This is a genomic window from Bacillus cereus group sp. MYBKT111-2, from assembly GCF_051915205.1.
GTDB classification, from domain to species: Bacteria; Bacillota; Bacilli; order Bacillales; family Bacillaceae_G; genus Bacillus_A; species Bacillus_A paranthracis.
In genome coordinates, this window is record NZ_JBQAEG010000001.1 from 73,192 (window position 1) to 87,286 (window position 14,095).

Genomic DNA, 14,095 nt, shown 5'->3' on the forward strand with positions numbered 1-14,095 from the left:
TAAAACGTGCATATATCCCTCTTTATACATAATCTTTTAGGTAGATTAAATATTTTATCTCCAACGATATAGAACGCTTTCATAATGATACAAAAATAAAAGACACGAAGCCGTGTCTTTTATTTTTAATCAAGAAGACTTGGATCTTCCATACCTTCAGCACCTGAATCTTCGCTAATTCCGTGATGCTCACGAATAAAGAAGGCAATTTCTTCTCTTAAATCCGTATTTTCTTTTAAGAACTGCTTCGAATTTTCACGACCTTGTCCTAAGCGTTCTTCATTATAAGAGTACCAAGCACCGCTCTTTTGAACGATATCAAGTTCAGAAGCCATATCCAAGATTTCACCTTCTCTTGAAATACCTTCTCCGTACATAATATCAACTTCCGCAACACGGAATGGTGGTGCCACTTTATTTTTAACTACTTTTACTTTTGTTTTATTACCAACGATGTCGTTACCTTGTTTTAATTGCTCCGCACGACGCACTTCAAGACGAACAGTTGAATAGAATTTCAACGCACGACCACCTGGAGTTGTTTCTGGCACTATCTATAGATTTTCCATCTCTATAGTCCGGACTATCTCTTCATCTCTTTACAGAGAGCCTTGCACTTCCAGCAGTAGCCTATCATCTGCCGTACCCTACTCAGTTAACTAAAAGTTCTTTTCGGTAGTCTCTACACCTTCCCCATATCACTATGGAGCTTGGCACGGTATTACCCTAAATAATGGTGGGCTTCACCGTTAGCAACTATATGGATAGTTACACCCTTAGGCAATAAGGTTCACAAGGTTTTTAACATGCTATCACTAGCAAGGGAAACCCATGGTAAACTCCTTAATCTTTACGATTAAGCAACTTGTAGTTGATTTCCGAACATAACCCCAACTTTTTCACGAATTTGGTTAATAAAGATTGCGATTGTTTTTGATTTATTGATTGCACCTGAAAGTTTACGAAGTGCTTGAGACATTAAACGAGCTTGTAAACCTACGTGTGAGTCACCCATGTCTCCTTCAATCTCAGCTTTCGGTACAAGAGCTGCTACAGAGTCAATTACGATAATATCAACCGCACCACTTCGTACAAGTGCTTCTGCGATTTCTAAACCTTGCTCCCCTGTATCAGGTTGTGATAATAGTAATTCATCGATGTTAACACCTAATTTTTGTGCATATACAGGATCCATTGCATGCTCCGCATCGATGAATGCTGCTTGTCCACCTTGACGCTGTACCTCTGCAATTGCATGTAATGAAACTGTTGTTTTACCTGAACTCTCAGGTCCATAAATCTCGATAATACGGCCGCGTGGGTATCCGCCTACCCCTAATGCCACATCAAGTGCTAAAGAACCACTAGAAACTGTAGAAACTCTACGCTCCGCTTGTTCTCCTAATTTCATAATTGAACCTTTACCGAATTGCTTCTCTATTTGTTTTAACGCCATATCTAATGCCGCTTGACGATCACTCATTCAAAATTCCTCCTTAACTGAATTGCTAATCTTATTATACCTATTTTCAATTCAATTTGCCAACAAAAATCGAACATTTATTCGATTTTTTTATTTTCCATTAAATAAAACTGCATTTAACCATTAAAAAAAGCTAGAAGAGACTTATATCTCTTCTAGCTTTTTATACAAATGATAAAATCCATATTTTGCTGAGCGTTCCCTAATTTGTTGACGACTTCCGCTTAAATTTAGATGAAAGACTACAGTTGGTTCATCTTTCATCGCCAATCCAACAAATACTGTTCCCGGCTCTTTATGTTCTGAAACATCTGGTCCTGCTACCCCAGTGAAACTAATTCCGATATCCGCTTTTAATAATTCTTTAACATTTTCCGCAAGATAACGAGCACATTCTTTACTAACTGCACCGTCAGTAGACAACACTTCCTCAGGTACATGTAAAACATGTTGCTTCACATCATTATGATAACAAATGACACCGCCTTTAAATACGGAAGACACACCAGCACTTTCTGTTACTTGATTACCGAAGAGACCACCTGTTAAACTTTCTGCACACGCTAAAGTTAATCCTTTTTTCTTCAATAACTCTATCGCCTTATAGTGCAGAAACTCTTGGTCATACCCGTAGAAAAATTCTCCTACTCTTTCTAAAATCAAATCTTCCATATGCTGAATGAGTTTCTCCGCTTCATGAGCATTTTGATGCTTCGCAGTTAAACGTAATGTCACTTCTCCATCACTCGCAAGCGGGGCGATTGTCGGGTTCGTTTGTCCATCAATTAAATCTTGAACTTTCACCTCTAATTGAGATTCCCCAATTCCGAAGAAGCGAAGCACGCGAGAATAAATGTTTTCTCCTGTTGTAAAGTTACGTAAAAAAGGCTCTACATAACTTACATACATTGGCCTCATTTCCTTCGGCGGTCCTGGTAATAAGATATAAACTTTTCCGTTCTTATTTAAACCCATACCAGGTGCCATACCGTGATCATTTGCAAATACAGTTGCTCCATTTAAAACGAGTGCCTGCTTTTTATTATTTTCAGTGAACTCACGACCTGTACGCTTAAAATAATCGCTTATTAACGCTAATGCATTTTCGTCATATACAAGCTCTTCCCCTAAGCTAGACGCAATTGTTTCCTTCGTCAAATCATCTTTTGTCGGGCCTAATCCACCTGTAAAAATAAGCATATCCGCACGTTCTTCTGCAACTTCAATCGCCTGCTGTAATCGTTTGTTATTATCTCCAACTACAGTATGGTAGTACACATTAATGCCAATTGAAGCTAACTTTTCAGATAAAAACTGGGCGTTTGTATTTGCAATTTGTCCAAGTAATAATTCTGTTCCAACCGCAATAATTTCAGCGTTCATCCCAATTCCCCCATAAACTTCTATTTTGAGTTTACAAAAGCAGCTCTATTTTTCCAGAAATAATCCCATCCTGAAATAACAGTAAAAATTAATGCAATCCATATAAAGATATCAGCAACTGGAATATGGATTAAATTTAAAGGTACATCGTGTAATAAGTATGCCGCAATCGCGATAATTTGTGTCCATGTCTTAATTTTCCCTAGCTGATTTGCCGCAACTACTTCCCCTGTTCCAGCAAGTACAAGACGTAAACCAGTTACCGCAAACTCACGGCTTATAATAACAATAACGATCCAAGCAGGTACATATTGCATCTCAACTAACGTGATAAGTGCCGCTGAAACAAGTAATTTATCCGCTAACGGGTCAAGGAACTTCCCTAAATTCGTTACAAGATTATACTTTCTTGCGTAATGTCCATCAATCCAATCTGTAGCCGAAGCAACAATAAAGATAAGCGCTCCTACTAAATGTTGAATTGGTAAATCAACATCACCAATTGTGTATGAACCCCAATCAAAGGGTGCTAACATAATTACCATAAAAATTGGAATTAAGCAGATTCTAGATATTGTAATTTTGTTTGGTAAATTCACAGCTATTCCTCCATCATATCAAAAACATTTGTTCATTGAAAAAAGTCATCGAAGCGATGACTGTTATTGTGCAGGTTGCTCTATCCCTAGATTTTTAATCAAGAATTTTTGATGATAATTCTCTTCTGGATTCAACGGGAATGTAACCACTTGGCCATTTAATTTAAATTCAACATTCGGTGCACTTCCTATATTAAGGTTTACCACTTTCGCTGTTGATAAATCATATTTTTGAGTTTGACCTTCCTCTATTGTTCCACTAAAGATATCATTTCCTGCCTCATTTTTAATACCTACATAACTTGCACCTTTTGTTGTAATTTCTAATTCTAACGTTTTATTGTTATGAATTTCCAAAGTGGACTCCTTACCAGTTGTCCCAACTACTTTGATTTCTTGTTGTCCTGTTGGTTGCGCTGGTTGTTCTTCTTTCTTTGGCTCTTCTTTTTTCGATTCTTCTTTTTTTGGTTCCTCTTTTTTCGGCTCTTCCGCTTTCACTTCATCTTTCTTCGTATCTAACGGAGAATTTTCCGCTTTTTTAACTTCAATTTTCTCACTTTGAGCATTCGGAACCTTCTCATCACCTTTTCCAGTTAACGCTTGGAAAATAAACCAAATTACCACTCCAACTGCGATTACTAGCAGCGCAACTAAGATTTTCGGCATATGATCTGCAATTGGCCATGATGAAGATTTCTGCATTGTTTCTTGTGTTTTTTGTCCGGTTGACACTTGTGGAACGTCGCGTTTTTCAGATTGTGGTATCGTACTCTGATATTCTACAAGCAGTTCCTCTCCATTTAATCCAACCGCATCTGCGTATTGTTTAATGAATGCACGCGCATAAAAAGCTCCTGGCAATACATCATAATTGCCTTCCTCAATTGCTACTAAATGGCGTTTTTGAATTTTTGTAATCTCATGCAGCTGATCAATAGACAAGCCTTTCGTTCCTCTTGCTTCTTTCAGCTTTTGTCCTAATTCTGTCACTACTAACACCTCAATATTTCTTTAAAAGTCAAACATAGAGAAATTATTTTGCGTACCTTGCTCAATTTCATCTACTAAATTATATTGAATTTCTTCATCATAATCGTTACGCAACTCGATAATATAATCAAAATCATCCAATGTGTATTCTGACTGACTCACAAATACGTCAGGATGTTCCACAACTTTCGTTGCAGGCAATCTCATAATTTCACGAACAAGCTGCCAATGCCTTTCGTTAGCACGCTTTGTTGACACGATTCCATCTAAGATGAAAATATTGTCGTCGCTATACTCATCTTCAATCAATTGACTACGAACAGTTTGCTTAATAAGAGTAGACGATACAAATAACCATCTTTTATTTGCACAAACACTTGCGGCAACAATGGATTCTGTTTTTCCAACACGAGGCATTCCTCGTATACCAATTAGCTTATGGCCTTCTTTTTTCATTATTTCAGCCATAAAGTCTACAAGTAACCCTAATTCATCACGCACAAACCGAAATGTCTTCTTATCATCTGCATCTCGTTGTATGTACCTACCATGTCTAACCGCTAGCTTATCTCTTAGCTTTGGCGGACGATATTTCGTTACCGTTATGTTATCCATCGTATTTAAAATTGATTCTAGTCTAGAGATTTGCTCTTGATTATCACACATAAGGAGTAATCCACGCCTTGCATTATCTACACCATTAATTGTGACAATATTAATGCCGAGCATACCGATTAACGAAGAAACGTCACCAAGCAAGCCAGGTCGGTTTTTATGTATTTCATATTCAAAATACCATTCAATCATCCAAGATCACTCCCCTTGCTTACTTTACACCTACGTACTATATTATATGATTTCACCTTAATAGGGAAGCTAAATGTATAATCTATCCCTTTCAATTATTATACAAAAAAAATAGAGAGGAGAATCCCCTCTCTATTTTTTACTTATGTTGTACAAACTTTACCATTAAGTTTGCGATTGTATGTTGCTCTTGTTCGTCAGCAACTTTCCAAAGTTCAGCTAATAATTTCTCTTGATCGTTGCGTGCTTCTACTTCATTTGCTAAATAATCACCAACACGAAATGCCATATCTGATACAGCACCACCATCAAGACCTTTTCCTTGCGCTTGTTCTAAACGTTCTCCTAAAAAGCTCTTCCATTGATCAAAATTATCTAAAACTGACATGTGTAAGCACCTCACTACTTAGTAATAGAATCATGCTTAATTTGTACAGTTTTTCATTTTTTATGTAAGAAATTTTTAGCAATGCCACCCGCCATTTACTCCAATAATTTGTCCAGTTATATAAGATGCACCTGGTGATACGAGAAATGACACAGTTTTTGCTACTTCTTCCGGTAATCCTAATCGTCCTAACGGAATCTCTTCCGCAATTTCATTCTTATCCTCTTCTGAAAATACGTTTAACATTTCCGTTTCAATTGCACCTGGCGCCACCGCGTTCACTCTTATTCCACTTAATGAAACCTCTTTTGCTAAAGCTTTCACATATGAATTTTGCGCACCTTTTACCATCGAGTAAAGCACTTCACATGACGCGCCAATTTGTCCCCATATAGACGAAACAAGTACAATATTACCGCTTCTCCGTTGAATCATAGATGGCAATGCCATCGATAATAATTTATAGATACTCTTCACTTGAAGTTCTACCATATCATCCAATTCATCGTTCGTTACATCTGTTACGAGTCCAAAAATACTCTTCCCAGCTGCATATACGATAACATCAAGAGGATGTTCAATTTGTTTCCACAATTGCTCTGCTCCATCAGTAGAAGCTAAATTCGCTTGAACAGGAATTACTTCACCCCATTCTTTCTGCAACTCATTCACTTTCTCTTCACTGTTATTATAATGAACATATACTGTATATCCATCTTGAATTAATTGTTTCGAAATAGCAGAGCCAATCCCTCCGCTCCCTCCAGTTACTAATGCATACTTTTTCATACAATTCCTCTCTTATCTCAACAAAATCTTTTCCCTACAAATAAATAATACCCTCATCTTACAATTTATCAATGATAAGATGAGGGTATTATTATGAAACCTTTTATTTTTTTGGTAACACTTGACAAACGCTCATTTTTTCTTCTGATAATAATAATTTTGCTACTTCTTGTAAATCTTGAACAGTTAAACTTTCTAATACAGTCAATGCATCAAACAGACTCGATTCATTAAACGCATATCGTGTAAATTGATTTGCAATATATTCCGGTGAATTCAAGGAACGTAAAAAGCCACCTATTTTCTTTTTCTTTACTCGTTCTAATGCCGCCTCATCTAATTGATCATAATTTGTATTTAATAAAATACCTTTCAAACGCTCTTCCAGCTCATCAGGTTGCTTCGTATCGCCGCCAACCATTGCAAAACCGAAGTTATTCTCTTCCGTATAATCATACGAGAACGAATCATCAATGAGCCCTTCATTATATAAAGATTCGTAATGAACGGAGCTTTTCCCAAATAAATAATCTAAAAGTAACGTAAGCGCAATTTCTTGTTTTAAAAGGGCTTCCCCTTTTTCTTTTAAGTTTGTCGCTTTAATACCAACTAAACATTTCGGAGTTTGTACAGGCATTGAAATAATTTTCTTCTTTTCATTTACCTCATCTGGTTCTTCTTCGAATGAACGTACTATTTCTGGTTGGTTTTTATAATCTTTTTTCGCTTGATTTTCACGTATCAAATCCATCGTTTTCTCTGGATTAATTGCACCTACAACAAACATTAACATATTGCTTGGATGATAAAACGTTTCATAACATTCATATAGTAGGTCTTTCGTAATTTTACTAATAGACTCGATTGTACCCGCAATATCAATTTTAATCGGGTGCTTTACAAACAAGCTATCAATTAACCCAAAATATAAGCGCCAATCTGGATTATCTTGATACATTTGAATTTCTTGCCCAATGATACCTTTCTCTTTTTCAACTGTTTTTTCAGAAAAGTAAGGCTCTTGTACGAAATTTAACAATGTATTTAAATTTTGTTCTACATTTGATGTACACGAAAAAAGGTAAGCTGTTCTTGTGAATGATGTGAAAGCATTTGCCGATGCCCCTTGTTTACTAAACAATTGGAAGGCATCGTGATCTTCTTTTTCAAATAGTTTATGCTCAAGAAAATGAGCAATCCCATCCGGCACACGAATCATTTCTTCTTTACCTAGTGGTACGAATGTATTATCCACAGAACCATATTTTGTCGTAAACGTTGCAAATGTTTTATTAAATCCTTGCTTCGGTAAAATATATACATCTAATCCATTAGGAAGTTTTTCATAATAGAGTGTCTCTTTTAATTGCTCATAAACAATTTTCTCCATTTATTCTCCCTCCGTTCCGTGTAAAAAGTAAATTGTATCTAATTCAATATTTTTAGCAACTTTCACAATCTCTTCTTTCGTCACACTTTCAATACCTGTAAGCCATTCTTCAACCGGACGCGTACGATCTGAAATAATACCATGATACAGCATTTCCACAAATCCACGCGGTGTATCAATTGCTTCTAATATTTGATTTCGAATAACACTTTTCGTTTGATGCATCTCTTCTTCAGAAAAATCACCATTTTGCATTGCAAGCATTTGCTCTTTAATAATCTCAACCGCTTTTTCATAATTTTTCGCTTCGATTCCTGACATGACAAATAATAAACCTTTATGACTTTCAAAGCGAGATGCTGCATAGTACGCTAAACTATTTTTTTCACGAACATTAACGAATAACTTCGAATGAGAAAATCCTCCAAACAATCCATTAAACAATTGCAGCGCAAAATAATCTTCGTCTTTATACGTAATAAATGTACGATATCCGATGTGTAATTTACTTTGTTTTAATTCTTGTTTTTCCACAACTTCTTTTTCTTCATTATTTCTCTTATGAAGAAGTACATTTCTTTCCCTCACAGGACGTGCTGAAATAGAAAAATACTTACTTACAAGATCAACTGCGTTTTCTGAAATATCACCAATAATGTATAGGTCCATTTCATCTTCCGCTAACACTTTTTGATAATATTGATACAAACTTTCATTTGTAATAGAAGAAACACTCTCTTTTTTCCCATTTGCGCTTAAACGATACGGTTCTACTTTGCACATTTCTTCAATTAAACGCTCGTTTGCATAACGCATTTTATCATCATACGTCGCTTCAATTCGTTGTAAGAGCGCTCTCTTTTCACTTTCTACAATAGAAGGCAGAAAACCATTCCCCTCTGTTGCTGGATGTAAAACGATATCCGATAACATAGAAAGCGCTTTTTCAAATAACGGTGGTGCATCATGTAAATATACTTCATTTGCAATGTCTACATAAATAGAGATGATATGATCTTCTCCTTTTTTACTTACATCTACTGCCAAAGAAGATCCGTATAATTCCTCTAAATATTGACGAAGACGAATTACAGAAGGAAGCTTTTCTGTCGCACTTTGCAATACGTATGGCAATAGGGCACGCTCTGTCACCGTCTCCTCATTTAAAGGTGCTTTCAAACGAAATACAAATGTATTTGTTTTATATTTATCAGTTGGAATAATATGTACTCGTAAACCACCTAACTCATGTAACTGTTGTTCCATCAGTTTCATTTATAGCCCTCCTTTACGTATATAGGAATATTCCTCTTCAATATACAGTTTTTAGAAATGAAAAATCAACTTTTCTTCCTCACTATACTTACATTAGGCCCTTTCTAAAAACGGTAATATGTAAGGAACATAGTAAAATTCCGTATTAAATATAGTCTATGTAAAAAAGCCCGCACTAATGTGCGAGCTTTTTTTATACTTATCGTTTTCCTTTTTCATAAGGAGTTCCTAATGCTTTCGGAGCTTCAGAACGACCTACAAAACCAACAAGCGCTAATATTGTGAATACATACGGCAATATCGTTAAGAATACACTTGGAATTTCTTTTAGTACTGGAATTGTACCGCCTGTTATTCCTAATGATTGAGCAAATCCGAAGAACAGAGCCGCTCCAAGAGCACCGAGTGGATTCCATTTACCGAAAATCATTGCTGCTAACGCCAAGAAACCTTGTCCAGTAATTGTAGCGCCTGAGAAGTTACCAGAAATCGACATAGCGAAGACCGCTCCACCAACTCCTGCAAACATTCCAGATATAGCAACTGCAATATAACGCATTTTATATACGTTAATCCCCATCGTATCCGCTGCCATTGGATGCTCACCAACCGCACGAAGACGAAGACCGAACGGCGTTTTATAAATGATATACCAAACGACAAACGCTAAAATAATAGCAATATATGATGTTAACGGTACATTAGAGAAAAAGATTTTTCCGATTACCGGAATATCCGAAAGACCCGGAACATCGATTTTTTCAATGCGGTATTGAATGAAATCAGTTTGTCCTTTGCCAAAGATTTTCTTAATCGCAAATACTGTTAAACCAAGTGCTAAGAAGTTAATTGCTACTCCGCTCACTACTTGATCTGCACGGAATGTAATGGATGCTACTGCGTGAAGAAGTGCAAACAATCCACTACCAATTGCTGCAAATAATAATGCAATCCAAGGAGTCATCGATCCCCACGTATCACCCATTAATAACGTTGTAACAATACCAATAAATGCACCAAATAACATTAAACCTTCTAACGCTATATTTACAACTCCAGAACGTTCACTGAACACTCCACCTAACGCCGTAAAAATAAGTGGCGCTGCCGTATATAACGTACCCGTCACAAGAATGGCTAAAATATCTAAAAAGCTCATTTATTTCCCCTCCTTGCTCATGCGTGTAAGTGCCCAGCGTAAAACATAACTGCACGCTACAAAGAAAATAATACATGCAATAATAACGTTAATTAACTCCGAAGGTACATCTGCTTCGAAATTCATTTGTGGTGCTGCACTTTTCAAACCACCAAACAGTAAAGCTGCTAATAGTATACCAAATGGATTATTTCCACCTAAAAGTGCTACCGCAATCCCATCAAATCCAATACCAGTAAACGAAGACATTGCTGTCATACTTTGGAATGTCCCTAATCCTTCCATAGCTCCACCAATTCCTGCAAAAGCACCAGCAATTGTCATTGATAATACAACATTACGCGATACTTTCATTCCTGCGTATTGAGAGGCATTTTGGTTAAAACCAACCGATTTTAATTCATACCCTAACGTTGTTCTATCTAATAAGAACCACATTACAATCGCAATGATAATAGCCACAACAATTCCCCAGTGTAAACGAGATCCATCTGTCAATGAAGATAACCAATCAGAAGCTAACGAAGCACTTGCTTGTACGTCATAAGATTTTTCATTACCTTCGTGGATAAAACGTTTAATAAGATCATACGTAACATAAAGTGCAATGTAGTTCATCATAATTGTAACAATTACTTCATTTACTTTAAGTTTCCCTTTTAAATATCCAGGTATAAAGCCCCATAAACCGCCGACAATTGCCGCCACTAAAATAGATAACGGAATATGCAAAATTGCTGGTAACGACACTGCATATCCAAACCAAACAGCAGCGAGCCACCCAACTAATAACTGTCCTTCCACCCCAATATTGAAAAGACCTGTACGAAATGCAAATGCTACTGAAAGACCAGCTAATACAAGCGGAATCATCGTACGCAACGTCTCACCGATAGCTTGTGGATTGCCAACCATCCCTTCCCAAAGCGCGGCATATCCAACAATTGGATCATATCCACTAACTAACATTACAATGGCACCAACAAGTAAACCGAAAACTACGGATAACACAGGTACTAAAATATTAATTGTTCGTTCTGTTAAAAATTTTTTAGCCATTTGTGTTCACCTTCTCTTTCCCTGTCCCGCCGGCCATTAATAATCCAAGCTGTTGTTCATTTGTTTCTTTCGCATCCACAATTGCTACAATTTTCCCTTCATATATAACAGCCACTCGATCGCTTACATTTAAAATTTCATCCAGTTCTAAAGATAAAAGCAATACTGCCTTACCATTATCTCTCTGCTCAATTAATTTTTTATGAATAAATTCAATCGCACCTACATCTAAACCACGTGTCGGCTGTGCTGCAATTAGTAAATCTGGATTACGATCTACCTCACGTGCAATAATTGCCTTTTGTTGGTTTCCACCAGATAGAGCGCGAGCTAACGTTTGTTCACTAGGTGTACGTACATCAAACTGTTCAATAAGTGCTTTCGCTTTTTCTGTAATTTTACTAAAATTTAAAATCCCTTTCTTTGAAAATGGATTTTTATAGTATGTTTGTAAAACAATATTGTCCCGAACAGAAAAATCGAGAACAAGTCCGTGTTTATGACGGTCTTCAGGAATATGACCAATCCCCTCTTCTGTTATTCTTCGAACAGGCCAATTCGTTATTTCTTTTCCTTTAATTGCAATAGAACCTGACTCAACTTTTCGTAAACCAGTAATCGCCTCTATTAATTCACTTTGACCATTTCCATCAATCCCTGCAATCCCAACGATTTCTCCTGCACGAACAGTTAAGTCAAGGCCTTTTACAGCAGGTAACTTGCGCGTATCATGAACAATTAGGTTTGCAATAGATAGTACTTCTTCCATTGGTTTAGCTTCTATTTTTTCTGTTTTAAAATTCACTTGACGTCCGACCATTAACTCTGCAAGTTTATGCTCATCCGTTTCCGCTACATCAACAGTACCAATCCCCTTACCTTTACGAATAATTGTACAACGATCGCAAACTTCCATAATTTCTTTCAACTTATGTGTAATAAGGATAATAGATTTCCCCTCTTGCACAAGCTTTTTCATAATTTGAATCAACTCATGAATTTCTTGAGGAGTTAACACCGCGGTTGGCTCATCAAATATTAAAATCTCAGCACCACGATAAAGAGTCTTTAATATTTCAACCCTTTGCTGCATCCCAACAGAAATATCTTCAATTTTCGCATGTGGATCAACAGCCAAACCATACTGTTCAGATAATTGCTTAATTTCTTTTGCCGCTTCTTCAACAGCAATTTTCCCGTTTTTCTTCGGCTCATTTCCAAGAATAATATTCTCTGTAACTGTAAAATTATGAACAAGCATAAAATGCTGATGGACCATCCCAATACCAAGGTCATTTGCTATATTCGGATTTGTAATTTTTACAGGTTTTCCTTTAATTTTAATTTCACCTTGTTCTGGTTGGTACAAACCAAATAGTACATTCATCAATGTGGATTTCCCTGCACCATTTTCTCCAAGTAAAGCATGTATTTCTCCCTGTTTTACTTGCAGCGTAATATCGTCATTCGCTACAATGCCTGGGAATACTTTTGTAATATTGTTCATCTCAATTACGTATTCCATTTTGTTCCTCCTTTTAGCAGGGAACACTCCCTAATTACACTCTATTAAAAGTATTTTTATATATGCAAAGGTTAGTTCTACGAACTAACCTTTGCTATTTCTCTATTATTATTTCTTTAGAGAAGCTTCATATGTTTTATATTCTTCATCAGTTGCAGGGACTTTAATTTCACCGTCAGTGATTTTCTTCTCAAGCTCTTCTACTTTTGTTAAGATTTCTGGATTTACTTTTTTCACATTGTCAGTAGTTTTCGCAATACCAACACCGTCATCTTTTAATCCGAATTCTTCTACTTTACCGCCTTTTAATTTACCGTCTTTCGCTTCTTGTGCTACTTTTGCTACTGCAATATCAACACGTTTTACCATTGATGTTAAAGTTACGTTTTCAGGCATACCTTCTTGATTTTGGTCACGGTCAACACCGATTACCCAAACATTTTCACCTTTTTTCTTACGGTTTTTCGCTTCTGTGAATACACCGTTACCAGTTGCACCAGATGCATGATAAATTACGTCAACGCCTCCACCGTACATTGCTGAAGCTAATACTGATCCTTTTTCCGGCTTATCAAATGCATCAGCATATTGTGATACGATTTCGATATTTGGGTTTACTGCTTTTGCACCAGCTTTGAAACCTGATTCAAATTTTGTAATTAATGGACTCTTCACGCCACCAACAAAACCAACTTTATTTGATTTTGTCGTCATTGCTGCTACAGCACCAACTAGGAATGAACCTTCATGGTCTTTAAATGTAATACTTGTTACGTTTGGCTTTTCTACAACTGTATCTACAATCGCAAATTGCTCTTTTGGATACTGCTCAGCCACTTTTTCGATTGATTTTTCCATTAAGTAACCAATACCAAATGTTGTGTTATAATGATCTTTCGCAAACTTCGTTAAGTTCGGGATATAATCAGCATCTTTACTTGATTGAAGATAACGATATCCTTCATTTTTCTTTAAATTATTGTCTTTACCGAATTTCGTTAAACCTTCCCAAGCTGATTGGTTAAATGATTTGTCATCAACGCCCCCAACATCCGTAACCATACCAACTTTAAACTCTTTTTTGTCGCTACTCGCTTTATCCGAGTTACCACATGCACCTAACACCGCACTTGCTGCTAATGTTAATGATAATAAAAGACCTGTTTTTTTCTTCATACTAGAAACCCCTCCTGAAATGATTTGTCTATTTTTTATACGCTGCTGTCCCTAACTTCTTGCTGTCACCTC

12 protein-coding genes and 2 pseudogenes are annotated in these 14,095 nt (G+C 36.5%); all 14 read right to left on the bottom strand.

What is annotated here, in order from left to right:
- Positions 1 to 125: 125 nt before the first annotated feature.
- Positions 126 to 548 (bottom strand): annotated as a pseudogene (locus ACTFNE_RS00355) (recombinase RecA); the annotation flags it as partial.
- 326 nt (positions 549 to 874) lie between these two features.
- A pseudogene (gene recA, locus ACTFNE_RS00360) lies at positions 875 to 1,483 on the bottom strand (recombinase RecA); the annotation flags it as partial.
- 144 nt (positions 1,484 to 1,627) lie between these two features.
- On the bottom strand, positions 1,628 to 2,866 hold the full coding sequence (gene cinA, locus ACTFNE_RS00365; protein ID WP_270705093.1) for a competence/damage-inducible protein CinA: 1,239 nt from the start codon (positions 2,864 to 2,866) through the stop codon (positions 1,628 to 1,630).
- 20 nt (positions 2,867 to 2,886) lie between these two features.
- On the bottom strand, positions 2,887 to 3,465 hold the full coding sequence (gene pgsA / locus ACTFNE_RS00370) for a CDP-diacylglycerol--glycerol-3-phosphate 3-phosphatidyltransferase (protein ID WP_001052965.1): 579 nt from the start codon (positions 3,463 to 3,465) through the stop codon (positions 2,887 to 2,889).
- A gap of 63 nt (positions 3,466 to 3,528) precedes the next feature.
- A complete protein-coding gene (locus tag ACTFNE_RS00375; protein ID WP_000137486.1) occupies positions 3,529 to 4,455 on the bottom strand; it encodes a helix-turn-helix domain-containing protein in 927 nt (308 codons plus the stop codon).
- Between the two features lie 21 nt (positions 4,456 to 4,476).
- Entirely contained in the window at positions 4,477 to 5,262 is a 786-nt protein-coding gene (locus tag ACTFNE_RS00380) for a DUF3388 domain-containing protein (protein ID WP_000574107.1), read from the bottom strand.
- 139 nt (positions 5,263 to 5,401) lie between these two features.
- Positions 5,402 to 5,650: a DUF3243 domain-containing protein gene (locus ACTFNE_RS00385; protein ID WP_000114454.1), complete on the bottom strand. Its 249-nt coding sequence runs from the start codon at positions 5,648 to 5,650 to the stop codon at positions 5,402 to 5,404.
- 75 nt (positions 5,651 to 5,725) lie between these two features.
- On the bottom strand, positions 5,726 to 6,439 hold the full coding sequence (gene ymfI / locus ACTFNE_RS00390) for an elongation factor P 5-aminopentanone reductase (protein WP_046198513.1): 714 nt from the start codon (positions 6,437 to 6,439) through the stop codon (positions 5,726 to 5,728).
- Positions 6,440 to 6,542: 103 nt separating this feature from the next.
- Positions 6,543 to 7,829: an EF-P 5-aminopentanol modification-associated protein YfmH gene (gene yfmH, locus ACTFNE_RS00395; protein WP_046198512.1), complete on the bottom strand. Its 1,287-nt coding sequence runs from the start codon at positions 7,827 to 7,829 to the stop codon at positions 6,543 to 6,545.
- The gene (gene yfmF, locus ACTFNE_RS00400) at positions 7,830 to 9,104 is read right to left on the bottom strand and encodes an EF-P 5-aminopentanol modification-associated protein YfmF (protein ID WP_046198511.1); all 1,275 of its coding nucleotides are present in this window, start codon (positions 9,102 to 9,104) and stop codon (positions 7,830 to 7,832) included.
- A gap of 199 nt (positions 9,105 to 9,303) precedes the next feature.
- Entirely contained in the window at positions 9,304 to 10,263 is a 960-nt protein-coding gene (locus tag ACTFNE_RS00405; protein ID WP_000008842.1) for an ABC transporter permease, read from the bottom strand.
- Entirely contained in the window at positions 10,264 to 11,322 is a 1,059-nt protein-coding gene (locus tag ACTFNE_RS00410; protein WP_001074499.1) for an ABC transporter permease, read from the bottom strand.
- Positions 11,315 to 12,847 carry an ABC transporter ATP-binding protein gene (locus tag ACTFNE_RS00415; RefSeq protein ID WP_000456919.1) on the bottom strand — a complete coding sequence of 511 codons (1,533 nt, stop codon included), beginning with the start codon at positions 12,845 to 12,847 and terminating at the stop codon, positions 11,315 to 11,317. Before ACTFNE_RS00415 ends, ACTFNE_RS00410 begins: the two co-directional genes overlap by 8 nt.
- A gap of 108 nt (positions 12,848 to 12,955) precedes the next feature.
- Positions 12,956 to 14,023 (bottom strand): BMP family lipoprotein, encoded by a 1,068-nt coding sequence (locus tag ACTFNE_RS00420; protein ID WP_046198509.1) that lies wholly within the window; start codon positions 14,021 to 14,023, stop codon positions 12,956 to 12,958.
- Between the last annotated feature and the right edge of the window lie 72 nt (positions 14,024 to 14,095).